This is a genomic window from Fischerella thermalis PCC 7521 (assembly GCF_000317225.1).
Lineage (GTDB): Bacteria > Cyanobacteriota > Cyanobacteriia > Cyanobacteriales > Nostocaceae > Fischerella > Fischerella thermalis.
The window spans coordinates 45412-65653 of record NZ_AJLL01000100.1; the positions used below are offsets into that span (position 1 = coordinate 45412).

Below are 20242 nucleotides of genomic sequence, written 5' to 3' on the forward strand. Positions count from 1 at the left end.
ATTAACCATTTCCTTGTTTCCCTAGTCCTCCTTGTCCTATTTGAACCCATCAGTTCAAAGTTAGCGGATTACTAGCCATTAACAATTAGCCCTACAGACGAAAAATCATGCAAAAATTCTCCTGCAAAACCAGCCCCTTCAAGATGTAACTTGGTGTCTTAGTGTCTTAGTGTTTCAGAAATTATTTTTCACCACAAAGAGCAAAAATCCGCTGGCAACTTACTTTCCAACAAACCACTTCACATGTAAAGTAATAAAAAAGGCGATGGAGCTCGCCATGACCGCCTTCCGGTGTTTGCATATTTAACACTTGATAAAAAGGCTGATGGCTCCTACTTCTCCGGCTTGCTACGGAAGAGTAGGGCTATTTGTCTTTATCCTTTCGTCAGCAAGTCACGCTTGCTCCTTAATTGTTTTCAAGCTGCATAATGTTAAAAAGTATTTTGTGGATCTTGCTGATGGGCTTTTTCACTGGGCAGATCGCCAGACGGTTACAAGCCCCTGCACTGGTAGGTATGGTTTTGGTAGGAATTATACTGGGGCCTCAAGTTGCCGATGCTATCAGCCCTAACGTATTGGCAGCATCTAGTGCCCTGCGAGCGATCGCTGTCATGGTAATTTTGATGAAGGCTGGGTTGGGGTTAGACCGAGAAAAATTGATACAGCAAGGAACAGTAGCATTACGATTGGGCTTTTTGCCTGCGACGTGTGAAGCTTTGCTCATTGCCCTAGCTGCTATGTGGATTTTCAAGTTTGATTTTCCTACGGGACTGTTGTTAGGTTGCATTATAGGGGCAGAGTCACCCGCAGTCATTGTACCGGGAATGCTGCGGCTAAAAAGCTTGGGTTGGGGAGTTACTAAGGGGATTCCTGATGCAATTCTTACTGGCAGCGCTCTGTCAGATGTGTTACTACTGCTAGTGTTTAGTTTGTTGCTGAGCTTTTTAGTACAGGGGGCAACTTCCGCGGTGACATTGCCTTTTGGCTTTAGCTTAAGCGTGGTGCAACTGCTTCCGATTCAGATTGTTTGTCAGATTGTTTTTGGAGTTGTGCTGGGTTTCGTGACAGCGCGTCTTGTGGTTTTATTACTGGCGAAGCAGAACTGGACTCAAAATGCAGTGCAGGATACTTTGGTTGCAGCAAGTTTGGCGTTGTTGCTAGTGGTGGTAGCAGAGAAGTCCCCCTTTTTCTCTGGCTATCTAGCAGTGATGGCGACGGGATTTTTCTTGATAGAGTTGGATGCTCCTTTAGCACGACGGTTGCGTTCTGGCTTCGACAGCTTGTGGACTGTAGCAGAAATCTTTTTGTTTGTGTTGCTAGGGGCAAGTATTCAACTACAAGTGTTAGAAAAAACTCTGCTTCCAGGATTGGTGATTTTGGCAATTGGGACGCTGATTGGGCGCGCTCTCGGATGGTATTTATCTACATTGGGGAGTAACTGGAATTGGCGAGAGCGGCTGTTTTTGCTACCAGGGAACTCTGCTAAAGCCACCGTTCAAGCGGCAATTGGGGCGATTCCCTTAACACAGGGTATTCAGGGTGGAGAGACGATTCTAGCGATCGCTGCTTTATCTATCTTAGTCACTGCGCCTTTGGGAGCTTGGGCTATCCCCACCTTTGCACCCAAATTGCTAGAACGAGGCGAAGTTGATCCAACCAAGGTAGCGATCGCTCGTCGCCTTGTGCTGCTAGCCGCAGTTGATACCTCCCCTTTAGCTAGTCAGGTGTTGGCTAAAGCTGCCGATCTTGCTCGTCGTAGTGATGGCGAAGTGATTGTATTACACGTGATCCGCACAAATGATCCCAGGGGAGTAGAGCATTTGCGAGAACAATCTCAACGACTTCTAGCAGACATTCGCCATAAGTTCATCACGATCACAGGCTCGGTTCCAGAGGAAATAATTCGTGTTGCTCAGGAATATCGAGTTGCTGATATTGTCATTGGCAAGCGAGGACATCAACCTTGGGATGAGGTTTTAGTGGGTTCTGTATCCCAAGCAGTCCTGGAATCAAGTCCAATTCCAGTCATCTTAGTTGAAGATGAGCGTATCCGTAAATAACCTAATTTCAGCGTTGCTGAATTTGGTCATGAATTGTGTTTGTTTGTCTACATTTTGTAGAGACGTAGCATTGCTACGTCTCTACTACGTCTGTAGGCATTGCTACGTCTCTACTACGTCTGTAGGCATTGCTACGTCTCTACTACGTCTGTAGGCATTGCTACGTCTCTACTACGTCTCTACGCATTGCTACGTCCGGTCACAGCCGTAAATTGTAAATTCATATTTTGATTCAGCAACGCCCTAATTTCCTTGAACTACTTACCATGCTGCAAAATCCTGCGTTTCGTACCCCTGTTGGTATCAGTATCGGTGCAATTGCTGGCGCACTCTCGCGTTATTATCTCGGTTTGTGGTTTACTCAGCTTTTTGGTACAGAGTTCCCCTACAGCACACTGATTATTAATGTTAGTGGATGTTTTGTCATGGGTTTTTTTACGACGCTGGCACTGGGACGATTAATCGCGATTCATCCTGATATCCGGCTATTAGTGACCACAGGTTTTTTAGGATCTTATACTACTTTCTCGACTTATGAGTTAGATACAGCCAAGTTGTTCCAAGAACGCAACTTAGAAGTTGATTTGGTTTACTGGTTGAGTAGTGCTGTTTTGGCACTGTTCAGCCTGCTGTTAGGGAATGCTCTGGCGGAATTTATCCGGATCAAAGAGGAATCATGACAATCACCAGAAGCAACTCAATATTTACTTAACTCCTAACTTGCACCTCGCCCTGAATACGCCTTGAACTGAAGTTCAACCCTCATAGCCCAAGTCCGTTAAAACGGACTCAAGTGTATATCCAGTAAGCTTTAGCTTACTTGAGCTTTGAGCCTTTGAAATGTATTTCTTGGCAGACGAAAAAGTAGGTGCAAAATCTAAGTTAACAAACAGCGATCGCTAGTGTCACTTGGGGATAGTTACAGGCGCATGATGAACCACTTTCACTGTATCCTGAACAACAATGCCTCCAGCTACCATTTGTTGTACTATTGGCAAAAAAGAAGCGATCGCCTCTGCTGTATCGATCATTGTCACTACCATTGGCAAATCAGACGATAATTCCAAAATTCTGGCAGTATGCAGTTGTTGATTTTTTCCGAAACCTGCAACTCCACCAGTTACAGTAGCTCCAGCCATACCTCTACGTCGGGCTTCTTCTACTAAAGCAATATAAACAGGTTTTCCATGCCAGTGATCCGACTCGCCAACATAAATTGTCAAACGCTCTAGGGTATTCATGTTCATCCCTCGCTCAATCAATTTTGAATTTTTTAGGAGAAAAATACTGAGTTAAGATTTTAAGGCTTTACAGATATTCACAAACTAAAGCATCTTTGCTAAGAATATTCCCAACTCTATACTAATAAACCCTAAGAGCGGGCTACCAAACCAGTAAAGTAGTGCTGCTTGATAGTCTCTTGTCCGTAATAAATTTGAGGTGTCTAAAGCATAGGTTGAAAAAGTGGTGTATGAACCCAAAAAGCCTACTGAAACTAACATTTGTACCGCTAAAGGAATAGATAGCTTTGATGCGATGGTAGTAAAAAAACCCATCAAAAAAGCACCTGTAAGATTGATGAATAAAGTTCCATAAGGAAATCCAATCCCCAACCAACGTCCAAAAAATAAGGTGAGGTAATAGCGACTCAAAGCGCCTGGAACTGCTCCCAAGATAATGACAAGGGGAACATAAGTTGCAGAGTGCATAGAAGTTTGTGAATTATCAATTATATGGATTAATTATATATATTCGACTTGATTCCTATTTGAGAATGAGATTGCTTGTAGAGTTACTATCTAAATCTCAATGTAAAAGCTTTTCAAGAAAAGCAGCGAGTCTGTAGAGATGGAGCAATAGTGTTGCTGACATTTGATATTAGATTCGCTCAGAAAATTTGGCTTTGACTTTTCTCAAAAGTCGGGGATATTTTTTCTTAAAGTATCATTTTGATAGTAGCTACAAGACATTTTGCGTAATTTCACTAGGACAAAAATTTTCGGAACAATTGCCTTTATTGGTGCATCTCAATATAAAAGTATCAAGTTAAGCTTAAAAGCAGGCTTGAAATCAAAATGATCGGTTTTGGAATATCAAACGATGATGTATTCCATTGGGCTGATGTCAGTTATCCCTTTGATAAGTTGGGTAATTTGGGGTTGCAAAAAGAGTGATTGGTGGAATTAATTATTGGTTAAATCTTTGATAAAATACTCATAAATATACAAAATCCCAACCCAAGATAGATGAGTTTTAACAGTTTTAATTAGTTATGATGTAAATAGTAAAAGAATGATATACAGCTATATTATTCGAGTTGGAGAAATGAACCTTTTTCACAAACCACAAAGTACACAAAGAACACAAAGTAAGGAAGATTTTTCTCGTTTATCTAAAAAAATAAATAAAGGTCTTTCTTTGATACTGGGTTTAGGAACTGCTGCCAGTATAGGATTATCTGCTCCAAAACCTGCGGAGGCGCTTCCATTTCAGGATTTAATTGTTCCGGGAATCCAATATTTTCAACTTTCTAATTTATCAACCAAGCAAAAGGTTGAATTGGGCAGTAATATACATCAACAGGTACGCAGAAATTATAGAGTTGGTACGAATGCAAATGTTACCAGAATTGGTCAAAGATTAGCGCGAGTTAGTGACTGCTCTCAAACTCCTTTTAAATTTTATGTAGTTCAGGATGCAAGCATTAACGCTTTTGCAACTACTGGTGGTTACGTTTATGTCCACACTGGTTTGATCAATGCGGCGGATAATGAAGACCAGTTGGCGTCGGTGATCGCCCACGAAATTGCTCACATTTGTAATGACGATTTGGTTAAAAGACTTAGACAAACACAGTTAGTTCAAGGTGCAGCTTCACTTGCTGGTTTAGATAGAAGTAAGTTGGCTGCTGTAGCTTATCGGCTGGCTATAGACTTACCTAACAGCCGTGAGGCTGAGTTTAAGGCTGATGCTAAAGGATTACAGTATCTGCAACAGGCTGGTTACGATCCTAATGCTATGCCTGCTTTTTTAAAGAAATTAGCGTCTCGTCCTTCTCCACCAGCGTTTTTTAGTACACACCCAAACCCACGGGAACGGATTGCGATTTTAGAGAGAAAAATTGCTGATAATCGTTAAGTTGCTGTCGATTAGCGATCGCCTGCTCAGCGTGATGCATTATCTACAATTCTGTAGCATGAGCAATCAGAGCGATCGCTGTTTGATAGAGTTCTTACATAAACATTTCTGGGTGGGAAAAGACTATTAAATTTTTCTCTACATGTATGAAACTACCCTGGCTACATCCTTATAGGGAAGGGGTAGGGGGGTTAGGTTGCAAATCTTTTAATGTTACAGAAAATACTTCAACAGAAATCCTCTTAACCAGAAGCATATAAGTAACATTTTTACAATGTTTCTGCTTACTGACTATCAACAAAGAAATTGTATATGCTGAATCAAATTATTCCTCATTCATAATTGTTTATGAAAAAGCGGAATCACTATTTTTGCATAGCTAGTTTAGTTTCCCTATGCTTTTTTGTTAAAACCGATTTGATTCAGGCACAAGTTACCTCAGATGGAACTTTATCAACCCAGGTTACAACCACCGATAACTTAGACTTCACAATTACCAACGGCAACAAAGTTGGCAGCAACCTTTTTCATAGCTTTAGAGTATTTTCTGTCCCTACAGGAGGTTCAGCTTCCTTCGCCAATGACTTAGATATTAAGAACATCATTAACCGCGTGACAGGAGGCTCAATTTCAAATATTGATGGACAGATTAAAACCAACGGTTCTGCCAACCTTTTTCTGATTAATCCCAATGGTATTGTCTTTGGCCCAAATGCCTCGTTAAACATCAACGGCTCTTTTGTCGCGAGTACAGCCCATAGTATCAACTTTGCTGATGGCACTCAATTCAGTGCTACAAATCCCGAGACACCACCGTTATTAACAGTCAATCTCCCCATAGGTTTACAGTTTGGGCAAGCTGCTCAAACAATCCGAGTAGAAGGGTCGAATTTACAAGTTCTGCCTGGTCAAACTTTAGCTATTTTGGCTGGTGATGTATCAGTCAAAGGTAGCAGGCTGTTTGCACCCGCAGGACGAATTGATATAGGAAGTGTTGCCCCTAATAGTCTTGTCAACCTGACTCCAATAGTTGAAGGTTGGGCTTTGGGATACGATGGCGTGCAAAACTTTCAAGATATGCAAATATCCCAAGCAGCTAAAATTCTTACTGACGGTAAAGGTAGTGGAACTATTCAGCTACATGGCAGAAACATTGCAATCACCGGTGCTTCATTAGTGCGGGGGGTAAATCTAGGAGAAAAACCAGGTCAATCTTTGATTGTTAAAGCCTCTGAATCTGTAGAAATAAGTGGTTTCAGCCAGGATTCTACCAGTCAGTTAATTACTTTGGCTTTGGGTAATGGCTCAGCAGGTGACATAACAATTGCAACGAAGCGATTGATTGTTCGTGATGGTGGACTCATAGAAACCTCTACTATTGGTTCTGGTTCCGGAGGAGATTTAGCTGTTGATGCGTCTGAATCTGTGGAGGTAGTAGGAGGTGTTGGAAGTTTTTCTAGCTTAAGTGTTCGTACTATCAGTCTGGACAAAAATGCTGGAGATGCGGGAACAGTGCACATTTCTACCAAAAACTTGATTCTCCGTGATGGTGGACAGATATCAACTTCTACCCTTGGTGCTGGCAATGGGGGGACTGTGAAAATAGATGCCTCTGAATCTGTAGAAGCAAGTGGTTTAATATCTGTGGTAGGTAATGATCTGATAAATACCATTAATTTCCCCAGTGGCTTAGTTTCTGAGACTAGAAATTCTCGACCATTCTTCACTGCACCTACAGGCAAAGGCGGGGACATAATCATCAACACCCAGCGTTTAATTGTCAAAGACGGTGCTAGCATCTCAGTTGCTGCTGTGAATGGTAGTCGAGGTCAGGCAGGAACCTTAGATATCAATGCTTCAGATTTTGTATCAGTGAGTGGTTCTGCTATTGATCGTAACAACCAACTAGTTCCCAGCACCTTACTAGCTAGAAGTGAGGGGCCTGGTAGTGCGGGCGACTTGAGAATTAATACAGAAAAGTTGACTGTCAAAAATGGGGCAGAAATTAATGCCAATAGCCAAGGTTCAGGCAGGGCAGGCAACCTTAATATTACAGCTGATAACTTGTTGCTAGACAACCAAGGCAAACTCACTGCTAACACTACAGGGGGACAGGGAAATATCAACCTAGACTCTGGGACTTTAATTTTACGTCGTGGCAGTAGCATCACCACCAACGCCACAGGAAATAATGTTACTGGTGGCAACATCAATATTGATACAGACAATTTAGTTGCAGTTCCCCAAGAAAATAGTGATATCACTGCCAATTCTCAGGACTTCCGGGGGGGTAATGTCACCATCAATGCTCAAGCTATATTTGGCACGCAGTTTCGCCAGCAACCTACGTCTTTAAGTGATATCACTGCTACTGGGGCAAATTCTCAGTTAAATGGCAACGTCCAAATCAACATCCCGGATGTTGATCCCAGTTCCGGCTTAGTGGAATTATCAAATATTCCTATTGATCGCACTCAACAAATAGCACAAGCTTGTCCGGCTGATCAAGGCAATAAATTTATCATTACCGGACGTGGCGGCTTGCCATATTTACCAAACGAAGCGCTCCGCACTCAGAATACAGTACCACTACCTTGGGTGAAGCTCGACCATCGGCAGGTGACGACAAGGGGAGAGTCATTACCCAAGTCATCAATTCCTAATCAAATTGTTGAGGCTACAGGTTGGGTAGTTAATAAGTCTGGGGAGGTGGTATTGGTAGCAGCAAATACTACGCCTGTGAGTTCTTGGTCAACTCCCGCAGTTTGTGCGAGGCGTTAAGGATTATGCGTTGGTGTCAATCGGTGCTCATCTGTGTCCATCTGTGTTCGTTTTTTCTCTACAGGAGTTGAGCACAAACTACTGTATTTTGAATAAATCGACCACCGATACACACCGATGCACACCGATGTACACAGATAAATTATGCATCGGCTTTGGGAGTGTTAAATCATCTATTTGGTATACTCCTGTTTGTACAACCTTCCCAAAAATTTTTTGCTGTGTCTTTTCACCGACGCCGTTATGACGCCAGCAGATGGCTAAGAAGTATCTTGCTAGCTTTAGTGACTGCACTTTTGGTTATCTTTGAGTTTAATCTCAACCTAGCTATACAAATTGCTGTTCCTTTGACTCAGGCAAAGAGTAATTCTAACCAACTAAACGCCCAATCTTTAGTTGCACAGGGTCAAAAACTCTACGAGGCTGGAGATTATACTCAAGCGGTGGAAATTTTACAACAGGCAATAGAGGCTTTTCAAGCTAGTGGAGATCAACTAGGGCAAGCTATGGCATTGGGCAATCTTGCTTTAGTCGTGAAGCAACTAGGACAGATACAAGCATCTTACAATTATATTACCAAAAGTCTGGAAATTCTTCAGGCTAATCGCAATGTAGAGACGCAAAATTTTGCGTCTTTACAAGTTCTTGCCCAAACTCTGGAAATTCAGGGAAGTCTGCTGTTGGAATTGGGTAGAACTCAGCAAGCTTTGGATAGTTGGAAACAAGCTGTTCGTATTTACACGCAATTAGGTGATGAAGTTGGTAGAATTCGTAGTTCTATTAATCTTGCCCAAGCTGAGCAAACTTTGGGACTTTACCGTCAAGCCCAAAGGAATTTAGAGCAACTAGTCGACTCTGTGGACAAACAACCAGACTCTGTGATCAAAATAACTCTCCTCCGCAGCCTTGGTGATGTTCTACAATTAGTCGGTGAGTTAGATAAGTCTACAAAAGTTTTGCAAAAAAGTCGTGATCTTGCTCAAAAATTGCGATCGCCTGACCAATTAGCAGCAACATTACTGAGTATAGGTAATATCTACCGTGCTTCAGGTAATAGAGCTAGCGAGCAGCTAAATACTTTTAGTGAAGCAAGGTTGACGCCTTTACACTGTAGAACCTCGAATGCACAACAACCCATCTCTCAGGAAGCTTCTCAAGCCTATCAACAAGCTGTGCAATATTATCAGCAGGCGGCTACTCTATCTAAATCACCAGTTGGGCAAATTCAGGCAAAACTCAACCAATTGAGTGTATTACTAGAAATGCACAATTGGTCACAAGCACGGCTGTTATCTGCTGATATCCAACCCCGGTTAAGCCAAATTCCTGTTAGCCAAACAGCAATTTTTACCCGGATTAACTTGGCTCAAAGTTTAGTTTGTTTCAAACAAACCACAAACGCAGATATACCTGAATGGCGAGAAATTGCTCAAGATTTCGCAACCGCAATTAAACAGGCTAGAAGTATTGGTGATCAACGTTCAGAAGCATATGCTTTGGGTGCTTTGGGGGCATTATATCTAGAAACAAAAGACTTAGACAATGCCCAAAAGCTGACTGAGGAAGCCTTCAAAATCGCTCAGACTATGCAATTAGGAGATATTGCTTATTTATGGCAATGGCAACTAGGATACATACTCAGGATTAAAGGCGATATTCCAGGTGCGATCGCATTCTACAACCAAGCATATGATACCCTCCAATCTCTTCGCAACGATTTAGTAGCCCTCAACCCAGATATCCAATTTTCCTTTCGTGATAATGTCGAACCTGTCTATCGGCAATATGTGGATTTACTCTTACTACCAGAAAATAGGGCATCAGGAATAGTTAACAATAAACAACCAAAAACTAACCAAAAAAATTACAGCAAGCCCGTAAAGTAATTGAAGCTTTGCAGTTCACAGAATTAGAGAACTTTTTTCGGGAAGCCTGTTTGCAACCTGTACCAAAACAGATTGATGAGGTGGTTGATAAAACTGACACTACAGCAGCAGTCATTTACCCAATTATTTTAAAAGACCGTCTTGAAATCATTCTCAAGTTACCAACAGAGAGTGAACTTTATCACTACACAACCAATCAACAGGCAAACGAAATTGAAAAAAATTTAGATAAACTACAGCAATTACTTACACAACCAGACCGTATTAATGATGTCAAGAAATTATCAGGAACAGTATATAACTGGTTGATTCAACCACTGGAAAATAAACTAGCAAACACGAACGTTAAAACATTGGTATTTGTTCTTGATGGTTCTTTGCGAAATATCCCGATGGCAGTTCTTTATGATCAGCAAGACCAAAAATTTTTAATCCAAAAGTATGCTATTGCTCTCGCTCCAGGTTTGCAGTTAATTGACCCCAAACCTTTGCAAAAAAGGACATTTAATGCTTTAATTGCTGGAGTCAGCAAAGAACGTGAAATTGAAAATCGCACCTTTTCTCCTCTGACATATGTAGAAGATGAATTGCGGACAATTCAGTCAGCAATTCCTAAAACAGAAGAACTTCTCAATCAAAATTTTACTAGAAAAAATGTGCAGAATCAGATGCAAGCAGCACCCTACACTGTTGTTCACATCGCAACTCATGGTGAGTTTAGTTCCAATGCCGAAAAAACTTTTATTTTGACTTGGAATCAACTTTTGAAAGTCAAGGATTTTGATAAAATATTGCGCTTAGGTAACTCTAGTAAATCTCGTGCTATTGAATTACTTGTTTTGAGCGCTTGTCAAACTGCTTTAGGAGATAAACGAGCGACTTTAGGACTTGCTGGGATCGCAGTCCGAGCAGGCGCACGTAGCACCCTAGCAACTTTGTGGTCTGTTGACGATGAGTCAACAGCTGTGCTGATGAGTAAATTTTATGATGAGTTAGAAAATCCTACGCTTACTAAAGCTGATGCTCTTCGTCGCGCTCAGATCTCTCTATTAGAGAGTGACGAAATTCCCTATCTGTGGGCGCCATATGTTTTGGTGGGGAATTGGTTGTAGGGAGTGGGGAGAGTAGTAAACTACAACTAACCACTAAAAACTAACAACAACCACCAACCTACAATCACCAACCTACAACCAACAATCCTAAGTTCTATCATGGAGAATAAATAAGCTCTGTTTGAGATTGCTGTATTCTCGAATCCAGGCTGAAAGGCTGGTAAATTGGAGAAAGGCAAGCAACTTCAGAGCTGACCAAACGGATAAGGACTGCTATATGAAAAGCAAGCATCAATTTGTCTACGCATTTCTGTTGCAAGGCGCTGTAGTATTTTTTACTAACTTGCTATCCGTTGGTGATGTTATAGCTCAAGTTACACCATCTCCCGCAGTTACTCAACAGCCTCAACAGCAACAGGTTAGAGAACTAGTCCAAACCGAAGTAGACCGGGCTTTTGGTCGAACACGCAATTTACTAAACATCTGGGTAGTTATACTGACTGTATTTCCTGTTGCTGTCATTGCTTCTTTTTGGCTGTTGCGGCGGGCTGTGGTACGGGAAATCGTAGATAGAGCTACACAGCAGTTTAAGGAATTAGAGGAATTACAAAATCAACTGATCAGTGTGAGACAAGCTGCTCAAAACAGTATTCAACAAGCCAAAAATATTACTGCTGACTTAGAACAAGAAGCAAAAGCGGTACGAGAACAAATCATATCTGTAATTCCGTCGGAAATATCACAGTCAAAATTACAAGCATTAACAGAATTAGAAAGACAAATTGATGCATCCAAACAGGAATTAAAAAATTTAGAAACAGAATTTGGTTCTCGTTTGTCTGAATTAGAAATAGACGCTCAACATCAGAAAAATATCACGCTTGATACTTTAGGTAAATTAAAATCAGAGTTAATATCAGAAATTTCTGAATTGCAGCACGAGTATCAAAAACAAAGAGAACAAACTTTTGCTGATTTACAATCATCGCGACAAGAATTTACTTCTCAGATAACTGCTTGGCAGTCAGAAGTCAAGCAAAAAAATGAACAGATTTGCGAAAATTTACATCAAACACAGTTAGAATTTACGGCTCAATTATCTGACATTCAAACAGAAACTCAACAGCAGAAAGAACAAGCTTTTCTGCTATTAGAAAAATCAATTACAGAGTTGACAACCAAACTGACTGAAATCCAGTCTAATGCTCAGCAACAAAAGCAGCAAATTCAAGAAAATATGGAAAGTTTACAAACAGAATTTGCTGCTAAATTAACAGAATATCAATTAGCTAATCAACAGAATCAGGAACATACGACTGCCGATTTAGAAAAATCACGACAAGAATTCACATCTCAATTAGCAAAATGGCAATCGGAACTTGAGCAGCAACAGCAGCAAGTATTGGCTACCGTAACTAATTGGCAATCGGAATTCGCCACACAGCTTGCTAATTTAAATCTCATCACTCAGCAGCAAAAAGAACAAGCCTTGGCAAATTTAGAAGCTTCCAAGCAAGAATTAATATCGCAATTTGCCTCTCATCTGGCTGGTTCGGAGTTGGAAGTACAGCAACAAAAGCAACAAATTCTGGCAAATTTGCAAGCATTACAGTCAGAATTTACCTCACAATTGTCAGAATTCCAAACAGGAACGCAACAACGCCAAGAACAAGCTTTAGTTCAATTAGACAAATCAATATCTGAATTAACATCTCAACTGAAGAATGTACAATCAGAAACTGAGGAACAAAAGCAACAAGTCCTGAAAAGGTTGGAGAAATCACAAGCAGATTTTACAGCCCAACTGACGCTATGGCAAGTCGGAACTCAACAACAAAAAGAACAAGCTTTAGCAGAACTAAATAAAACAGTATCTGAGATTAAATTTCAACTTAGTGATGTGCAAACAGAAGCTGTACAGCAGAAACAGCGTATTACTAAAAGGTTGGAGAAATTACAAACTGAAATTGCTTCGCAAATATCTAAGCTGTTGGCAGATGTGAAACGTAGTAAGGAATTAGTAATTGAAAATCTAGAAAAATCAGGTTCAGAATTTGCGTCTCAGTATTTAGAATTACAGTCAAATGCACAATCACAAAAGTTGGAAATTATCGCAAAGCTAGAAAAAATCAAGTCAGATTTTATCTCGCAACTTGCCCAGATACAAACAGAAGCGCAACAACAAAAAGCAGAAACTCTCAAACAACTTGCAGAAATTACACCTCCAGCTAATTTGGAAGTAGTAGCAGCAGAAGTTCAGGAAATATTCAAGCCAGAACCGCAACAAACACAAGACTCAGAAACTGGTGAACAAGAAAATATATTGACTGCTGATGATTACCTCAAACAGGGAGATGTGCTGCTTGCAGAAAAACGTTATGAAGATGCGATCGCTCTCTATAAAAAAGCAATAAAACTTAACCCAGACGAACCAGTAATCTGGTTAAAGCGGGGAATTGCCTTAGCAAGATTAAAACAATACCAAGATGCGATCGCCTGTTACGATCAAGCCTTACAAATCAACCCTGAATATCATCAAGCTTGGTGTGACAAAGGCGTAGCACTGGGATTCCTACAGCGACAAAAAGAAGCTTTTCAATGTTTTGACAAAGCCGTCAAAATCAAACCAGACGATGCTGTAGCTTGGTTAAACCGGGGACTAGCCTTAGAAGAATTGGAAGAATACGAAGAAGCGATCGCATCTTTTGATACAGCACTCCAATTAAACCCCGACTCTTACAAAGCTTGGAATAACCGGGGTTACGCCCTCGTGATGCTTGGTGATGACGATGAAGCAATTCAAAGCTTTGATCAGGCGTTGAAAATTAAACCAGATTACGCCAACGCCTATTACAACAAAGCCGCCTGTTATGCTTTACAACCCCAGCTAGAATTAGCCCTAGAAAATCTCCAACAAGCAATAAATCTCAATCCCAGGTATAGACAACAAGCAGAAACCGATATAGATTTTGAGTTAATTGCCAAAGACAAGCGCTTTCGGCAGTTGATTGTAGATAATAAAGGCAGATGGCAGATGGCAGATGGCAGAAGGAACCCTGTAAGTAAATCTGAAATTTAACTTATATTACAGGGTAGCTTGAATCCAAAATTTAAAATCTCAGCTATTCTTATGCCCATATCAACTATTGACACTCAAGACAAAGCAGCCATCCAAGCAGCCCAAACTACAGTTGCAATATGCGATCGCTCACATTGGGGACGAATTAAAGTTACTGATGGCGATCGTCTGCGCTTTTTGCATAATCAAAGCACCAACGATTTTCAAAAACTGCAACCAGGACAAGGCTGTGATACGGTTTTTGTGACATCCACCGCCCGCACTATTGACTTAGCAACAGCCTATGTCATGGAGGATGCTGTACTGCTTTTGGTTTCGCCTAACCGTCGGGAATATCTGTTGCAATGGTTAGACCGTTATATCTTTTTTGCTGACAAAGTACAACTAACTGATGTCACTGATGAAACTGCTACTTTGAGTCTCATCGGGCCAGACAGTGATACCATTGTGGAAAAGTTGGGCGCTGGTGCCATTATTGGTCAACCCTACGGCAATCACCAAATATTTGATGGTATACATGTAGCCGTTGGTAGTGGTCTTGCTTCTCCCGGATACAACCTAATTTTGCCAGTTTCCATCAAAGAAACCGTCTGGAATAAAATAGTGGAGTTAGGCGCAGTACCCATGAGCGATCGCGCTTGGGAAATGTTACGAATTACCCAAGGTCGCCCGGTTCCAGATCAAGAACTGACTGATGATTACAATCCTTTGGAAGTGGGCTTGTGGCAAACCGTTTCCTTTAACAAAGGTTGTTATATTGGTCAAGAAACTATTGCCCGTTTAAATACTTATAAAGGTGTAAAACAACATCTCTGGGGTATAAATCTGAGTGCTGCTGCACAACCAGGAACAACCATTACAATAGGGGATGAAAAAGTCGGTAAATTAACCAGTTGTATTGAAACTGTAGATGGATATCGTGGTTTAGGCTACATCCGTACTAAAGCTGGTGGTGCAGGTTTACAAGTCAAAGTCGGGGAAGTTACAGGCGAAATTGTACAAATTCCTTTTGTTTCTCACGAATACCCAGAGTAAGTTAGTGGAAATCAATATAACGGAAGTGACAAAAGACAACACGCCTATAAGGGCAAAGCATTTATATACATATCTTGACATCAAAACTGAATCTACTAGTACAAATGCTTTGTCCCTACCCAATGACGAATCACTTTTGACAAATGACGACCCCTACTAGTTGGCTTTATTTGTATCGGCTTAACTTAGTCAAGGAGACAAATACAATGGAATTCAAATCAGTGGTAATGGAAATTCCTGAGGGAAGTAATATTATCATTGGGCAAACACACTTTATTAAAACAGTCGAAGATTTGTATGAAATTATGGTGGGAACTTCACCTCAGGTGAAATTTGGTCTTGCTTTTTGCGAAGCATCGGGAGTTTGTTTGATTCGAGTGGCTGGTAATGATCGCAATCTTGAAGAAGTAGCAACAAAAAATGCCCAAAATTTAGCAGCTGGTCACAGCTTTGTTATTCTCTTAAAAGAAGCCTACCCCATTAACTTTTTGAATGCCATCAAACAGTGTCCAGAGGTGTGCAATATTTACTGCGCCACAGCAAATCCAGTGCAGGTGATTGTTGCTGAAACAGAACAAGGGCGTGGCATTATGGGGGTGATAGATGGATTTTCACCCAAGGGTGTGGAAAGTGCTGAGGATGTGAAGGCACGCAAGGAACTATTGCGGAAGTTTGGTTATAAACTGTGATATCATGTCTGCTTGAACACTTGTATTATTTGTTGGGGTCGGTAATAGGTAATGGGTTATTGGTGTAACACTCTGCACTCCTTTGCGTAAATCTCTGCGCGACTGTGCGTTTCCAAATAAACCTTTGCGCCTACCCTACGAAAACACCTTACAGCGTAGTTATGACTATTCCACAACCTCATTGACTGGGAACCGATCAATCAACTGAATAGCACGTAAAGCATTACGCCGCAAAGATTCTGACATATAAGGTACGTGGGGAATTTGCGATAATAAATCCAGCGTCCGCCTTAAAATTCGCACAACATCACCTTCATCTAAAGTGGTATTGTCACACAGTTCAACCCAATCCATCCCTAATGCCCATTGTTCAACTAAGGCGATTAACTCAAATTCCAACCAGATGGGTAAAGCGACGTTATATCGGCGTTGTAGTTGGAACATCTTACGGCGAATTCCGCGTAATTTCGCTAAGGCTTCTGCAACTTGATCACTGAGATCAAAGCGCACTTTACTATCCGGACGTGGGGTTTCTGTCACTAAAGCAGCAGCAGCTGCTGCTAAACAGTGGGGATCAAGGTTATCTAGCTCTCCACTAGCCAGGGCTAAACCAAGCCACAATTCATTTTCACCCCGAATTGCTGCTGCAATTTGTCCTAATTGTGTAGGTAATAAGTTATCTAAACATTCAAAGTATTGCAAAATTTCAATCAGGTTAAGAAACTCTTCCCAATGCCGTTGGGATTGTTGCTCTACCTGTGCTTGCAACTCTTGAATTTCTGCTTCTAGTTCGGCGGCGCGTAGCTTACGTTTGAAAATAGTACCAACATTGCCAGTTTGATGCAGTGGGTGAGCTTCTATTTGCTCCCGCAAGGCTGCAACCACCCGGAGTTGTTCTGCTACTTCGGGTGGCATATGTAGAGACTCCTCCGGTTCGGGAATTTGGCTGGCAATGGCCATACTTTCTTCATCCCCACGACAGGACTGTCCCGGTTTTAAAGACATCTGTGCAGGTGGTAGCAAGTCAGGGGGTACATCAATTCGTGGTAATTCTGCATATAAATTCACCACATCTGCTGTAGTTGCCACATACCAACGGTTATCTCTGCCTAAACAAACTAAATAAGGTGTTTGGCTAGCACCTTGGGTTTTGCCTATTAACACTGCGGTTATTGGTAGAGACATTGTTAAGTATTTACCCTTCAGGCAAAGTAATGTCCCTGACACAGCAAAACTGAGCATCATTGTTAATTCGTCTTGTTGCCCTTCATCTGCTTGCTCTTGCAGTGTGTTTAATAGCTTTTGTTCTACTTTCAGGCGTTGTCGCAGTTTTTCATAACTAGCTATTTCGCTTTCTTCCACCGTGGCAATTTGCGTTTTTATTTGCTCTAATTCTGCTTGCAACTGAGCAATATATTGTTGCCTTGGTTGGAGATGCACATTTGCTAAATATTGACCAAAGCTGCGCTCAATGAGTTCTCTGGCTTCATCAAGAGTATGGATTTGCAGCAAGTTCAGTACCATGCCATAACTGGGCGTAAAATGGCTAACCAACGGGTCTGGTTTTTTGATTGCCAAAGCTGCTGCGTGTTCTGCTCCCTCAAAGGGAGTTTGTAATGTCACCACATGACCAACTTTATCCATCCCTCGACGTCCAGCCCTTCCTGCCATTTGCAGAAACTCAGAAGCTGTCAACATCCGGTGTCCGGTGTCGGTGCGTTTGGATATGGTAGAAATAACTGTTGTCCGAGCAGGCATGTTAATTCCTGCTGCCAGTGTTTCTGTAGCAAATACTACTTTAATTAGTCCTTGCTGAAATAGTTCTTCTACTAGTACTTTCCAGGCGGGTAAAATCCCGGCGTGGTGGGCGGCGATACCTCTGTAAAGGGGAGCAATGTGGCCAGAACGCCCCGCCTCTGGGTTACGGGTTAAAAATTCGTCAATCTGTCGCCGTAACTGCTGCGCCTCTTGCTCGTTCACCAGCCATATATCACCGACTTCTGCCACTGCTTTATCGCAGCCGCGACGGCTGAAGATAAAGTAGATTGCTGGCAGCATATCTCGTTCCTGGAGGTGACTGAGAATGAAATTTATACTAGGTGCTTCTGGTCTGCGATTGCCTTTGCCCTTTTCTAGCTCTTTTTTTTGCCTCGCTTGAGCAGACGGGGGTTAATTTGGGTTTTATCGTCATTCAGTAGTGGAAATACCCCTTTGAGATTACCAAAGTGAAATTCCAAAGGAACAGGACGAAAATCGGAGTAGATGAGATCAGTCGGACCGTGGACTTGATTGAGCCAGTCGGTAAGTTGTTCACTATTGGCAACTGTTGCTGAGAGAGCGATCAGTTGAATTTCGCGTGGGCAATAAATAATCGATTCTTCCCAAACTGTTCCCCGTTGGCGATCGTTCATGTAGTGGCACTCATCTAACACCACTGCTTCTACGTCTGTTAAGGAAATACCAACTTGCCCAATGGGTGTGCCATAGAGCATGTTACGGAAAATTTCTGTAGTCATAACTACAATAGGCGCATCCCGATTGATGGAGGCATCTCCTGTTAACAATCCAACTGCATCAAAGCCAAATTTTTCACGAAAGTCACGTAATTTTTGGTTAGAAAGTGCCTTCAGGGGGGTTGTGTAAAATACCCGTTTTCCTCGCGCTAAGGCACGATAAATGCCATATTCTCCAACCAAGGTTTTACCTGAACCTGTTGGCGCACAAACCACTACAGAGCGTCCAGCATTTAGAGAGGCGATCGCATCTAGCTGGAATTTGTCCAGTTCAAAAGGAAATACAGAACTGGGGTCTACTTCTGAAGACAGTGCAGAATAATTCACTCAATCACAATTGCAACCAGACTTTTTACTATATTATATGAACCCTTGGCAAGTAGGGAATTAAGGATCGGGGACAAAAAGGACAAGGAAGATAAGGAAGAGAAAATACTTTTCACACCCCTCACACCCCTCACTTCCCCAACTCCTGAGAACGAATAGTAGCAGCTTTAACCGCCTCAATGAGAGCAGAGCGGAATGCTGAGCGCTCTAATTGAGCAACACCAGTAATTGTGGTTCCACCGGGACTCGTCACACGATCCTTGAGTTCTGCCGGGTGGAGTTTGGTTTCATGTAATAACTGAGCAGTTCCCAAGACTGTTTGCAAAGCAATTTGATAAGCAATAGCTCTGGGTAAACCAGCAGCAACTCCTCCATCTGCAAGTGCTTCTACCATTAACGCTACGTAAGCTGGGCCACTACCAGATAAACCAGTTACCGCATCCATCAACGATTCCGGAACTTCTACTACTTCCCCCACTGCTGAAAACAACTGTCGTGCTGTTTCTAGGTGTTTGCTATGGGTGTAAGCACCAGGAGCGATCGCAGTCATACCCGCACCTACAGTTGCTGGTGTGTTAGGCATGGCTCGAATGACTGGCAGTTGGGGAAAAGCTGCTTCTAATTTAGATAAAGTTACACCTGCCAACACAGAAATTACTAGTGGTGAATGTCCTTGCTCGAGAACATCCGCTAATTCTTGAGCGATCGCACTGAAAACTTGCGGTTTGACAGCCAAGCATATCACATCGGTTGTTTGGCTGAAAACCAGACGGTTATCATCTGTCACAGCCACATTGTACTGATGCGCTAAAAATTTTTGGCGTGTGGGCTGTGGTTCACTAACTATCACTTCTGATGGGTGATAAATCGAGCGAGCAATAAGGCGGGACAATAAAGCTTCTCCCATTACCCCGCCACCAATTAATCCAAATTTATAAGTCATTAGTCATTAAGTCATTAGTCATTAGTCAATAACCAAGAGCGTTAGCTTGAAGACTATGTACTCTTGACTATTGACATGAGACTAAATTTAGTTTATTGTACCATGCGATTAGGTTCATTGCCCCAGGTTTGATTGCCTGGTGCAGGGCGGGAGTTACGGACTGGTGGTTGAGGTACTTCGTGTAGAACTCCGCCTTGAGTGCTGACTTGCACACAACTGGGTGTAAACAAAAAGATGCTTTCGCCAATACGTTCTTGGTGTCCATCCAATGCGTAAGTGCCACCCGCAACAAAATCAACAGCTCGCTGTGCTTGATCCGGATCCATGATTGTCAAGTTCAATACCACAGACTTTCGTTCTCGTAAAGCTTGAATCGCTTGTGGCATTTCTTCAAAAGTACGTGGTTCTAGTACTAAAACTTCTGAAATACCGTTGATAGCACCGGGCATACCAATAACATTATTCATCGTTTTTGCAGAAGCAGTTGCTACATCTGGATTTGCATTCATTGTAGGCATTGGCTCACGCCAACGTCGATTTGCAGAGGTCGTTTCTTGGGTTACGGGCTGTTGATTTTGTTCCTGATATAGATTCTGATAGCTTTCTGCTTCAGGTTCTTCCTCATAATACTCGTATTCTACTGGCTCGTTTAAACCAACAAAGTCTCTCAGTTTGGAGAAAATATTGTTCATAGTGTTACGCTCCTGGTGCAAATCACCTTCAAAGGATGTGGCAGCAA

Annotated in this window: 14 protein-coding genes, 1 pseudogene and 1 riboswitch; of the genes and pseudogenes, 10 read left to right on the forward strand and 5 right to left on the reverse strand. The window is 41.9% G+C overall.

Going from position 1 to position 20242, the window contains the following annotated elements; all coding sequences use genetic code 11:
- Positions 1–252 precede the first annotated feature (252 nt).
- Positions 253–342: riboswitch (Fluoride riboswitch) on the forward strand.
- A gap of 86 nt (positions 343–428) precedes the next feature.
- Positions 429–2060: a cation:proton antiporter gene (locus UYK_RS0121480; RefSeq protein WP_016872141.1), complete on the forward strand. Its 1632-nt coding sequence runs from the start codon at positions 429–431 to the stop codon at positions 2058–2060.
- Positions 2061–2326: 266 nt separating this feature from the next.
- Positions 2327–2740, forward strand: coding sequence for a fluoride efflux transporter CrcB (crcB, locus tag UYK_RS0121485; RefSeq protein ID WP_009756827.1), 414 nt, complete (start codon positions 2327–2329; stop codon positions 2738–2740).
- A 225-nt stretch (positions 2741–2965) separates the two neighbouring features.
- Here crcB (UYK_RS0121485) and UYK_RS0121490 read toward each other — a convergent pair whose 3' ends face one another.
- Together UYK_RS0121490 and crcB (UYK_RS0121495) are read right to left on the reverse strand one after the other, a co-directional pair.
- A complete protein-coding gene (locus UYK_RS0121490; protein ID WP_009756828.1) occupies positions 2966–3301 on the reverse strand; it encodes a DUF190 domain-containing protein in 336 nt (111 codons plus the stop codon).
- 84 nt (positions 3302–3385) lie between these two features.
- Complete coding sequence (gene crcB / locus UYK_RS0121495; RefSeq protein ID WP_016872142.1) at positions 3386–3769, reverse strand: fluoride efflux transporter CrcB; 384 nt, start codon at positions 3767–3769, stop codon at positions 3386–3388.
- A gap of 616 nt (positions 3770–4385) precedes the next feature.
- On the opposite strand from crcB (UYK_RS0121495), the gene UYK_RS0121505 reads away from it, so the two are divergent.
- The 8 genes from UYK_RS0121505 (at position 4386) to UYK_RS0121530 (ending at position 15720) form a co-directional block, all read left to right on the forward strand.
- Positions 4386–5198, forward strand: coding sequence for a M48 family metallopeptidase (locus UYK_RS0121505; protein ID WP_016872144.1), 813 nt, complete (start codon positions 4386–4388; stop codon positions 5196–5198).
- On the forward strand, positions 5182–5328 hold the full coding sequence (locus UYK_RS26385; protein WP_157221846.1) for a hypothetical protein: 147 nt from the start codon (positions 5182–5184) through the stop codon (positions 5326–5328). Before UYK_RS0121505 ends, UYK_RS26385 begins: the two co-directional genes overlap by 17 nt.
- Positions 5329–5546: 218 nt before the next feature.
- Positions 5547–7979, forward strand: a complete 2433-nt coding sequence (locus tag UYK_RS0121510) for a two-partner secretion domain-containing protein (RefSeq protein ID WP_009756831.1) — start codon at positions 5547–5549, stop codon at positions 7977–7979.
- A 221-nt stretch (positions 7980–8200) separates the two neighbouring features.
- Positions 8201–9865: a tetratricopeptide repeat protein gene (locus UYK_RS27440; RefSeq protein ID WP_235182367.1), complete on the forward strand. Its 1665-nt coding sequence runs from the start codon at positions 8201–8203 to the stop codon at positions 9863–9865.
- A gap of 8 nt (positions 9866–9873) precedes the next feature.
- Positions 9874–10977, forward strand: coding sequence for a CHAT domain-containing protein (locus UYK_RS27445; RefSeq protein WP_235182368.1), 1104 nt, complete (start codon positions 9874–9876; stop codon positions 10975–10977).
- A 217-nt stretch (positions 10978–11194) separates the two neighbouring features.
- Positions 11195–13996, forward strand: a complete 2802-nt coding sequence (locus UYK_RS0121520) for a tetratricopeptide repeat protein (protein WP_016872145.1) — start codon at positions 11195–11197, stop codon at positions 13994–13996.
- Between the two features lie 51 nt (positions 13997–14047).
- Positions 14048–15031, forward strand: coding sequence for a CAF17-like 4Fe-4S cluster assembly/insertion protein YgfZ (gene ygfZ, locus UYK_RS0121525; RefSeq protein WP_009756834.1), 984 nt, complete (start codon positions 14048–14050; stop codon positions 15029–15031).
- A 206-nt stretch (positions 15032–15237) separates the two neighbouring features.
- A complete protein-coding gene (locus tag UYK_RS0121530; RefSeq protein WP_009756835.1) occupies positions 15238–15720 on the forward strand; it encodes an adenosine-specific kinase in 483 nt (160 codons plus the stop codon).
- A gap of 165 nt (positions 15721–15885) precedes the next feature.
- On the opposite strand, the pseudogene UYK_RS24455 reads toward UYK_RS0121530, so the two are convergent.
- The 3 genes and pseudogenes from UYK_RS24455 to UYK_RS0121545 all read right to left on the reverse strand — a co-directional run bounded on the left by UYK_RS24455 (position 15886) and on the right by UYK_RS0121545 (position 20195).
- Positions 15886–18560 (reverse strand): annotated as a pseudogene (locus tag UYK_RS24455) (DEAD/DEAH box helicase).
- A gap of 130 nt (positions 18561–18690) precedes the next feature.
- Entirely contained in the window at positions 18691–19503 is an 813-nt protein-coding gene (gene proC / locus UYK_RS0121540; protein WP_009756837.1) for a pyrroline-5-carboxylate reductase, read from the reverse strand.
- Between the two features lie 92 nt (positions 19504–19595).
- Complete coding sequence (locus UYK_RS0121545; protein ID WP_009756838.1) at positions 19596–20195, reverse strand: cell division protein SepF; 600 nt, start codon at positions 20193–20195, stop codon at positions 19596–19598.
- Positions 20196–20242 lie beyond the last annotated feature (47 nt).

Coding starts and splice junctions, on each gene's coding strand:
- UYK_RS0121480 (WP_016872141.1), top strand. CDS start 429: ATGTTAAAAAGTATTTTGTGGATCTTGCTGATGGGCTTTTTCACTGGG.
- crcB (WP_009756827.1), top strand. CDS start 2,327: ATGCTGCAAAATCCTGCGTTTCGTACCCCTGTTGGTATCAGTATCGGT.
- UYK_RS0121490 (WP_009756828.1), bottom strand. CDS start 3,301: ATGAATACCCTAGAGCGTTTGACAATTTATGTTGGCGAGTCGGATCAC.
- crcB (WP_016872142.1), bottom strand. CDS start 3,769: ATGCACTCTGCAACTTATGTTCCCCTTGTCATTATCTTGGGAGCAGTT.
- UYK_RS0121505 (WP_016872144.1), top strand. CDS start 4,386: ATGAACCTTTTTCACAAACCACAAAGTACACAAAGAACACAAAGTAAG.
- UYK_RS0121510 (WP_009756831.1), top strand. CDS start 5,547: ATGAAAAAGCGGAATCACTATTTTTGCATAGCTAGTTTAGTTTCCCTA.
- UYK_RS0121520 (WP_016872145.1), top strand. CDS start 11,195: ATGAAAAGCAAGCATCAATTTGTCTACGCATTTCTGTTGCAAGGCGCT.
- ygfZ (WP_009756834.1), top strand. CDS start 14,048: ATGCCCATATCAACTATTGACACTCAAGACAAAGCAGCCATCCAAGCA.
- UYK_RS0121530 (WP_009756835.1), top strand. CDS start 15,238: ATGGAATTCAAATCAGTGGTAATGGAAATTCCTGAGGGAAGTAATATT.
- proC (WP_009756837.1), bottom strand. CDS start 19,503: ATGACTTATAAATTTGGATTAATTGGTGGCGGGGTAATGGGAGAAGCT.
- UYK_RS0121545 (WP_009756838.1), bottom strand. CDS start 20,195: ATGAACAATATTTTCTCCAAACTGAGAGACTTTGTTGGTTTAAACGAG.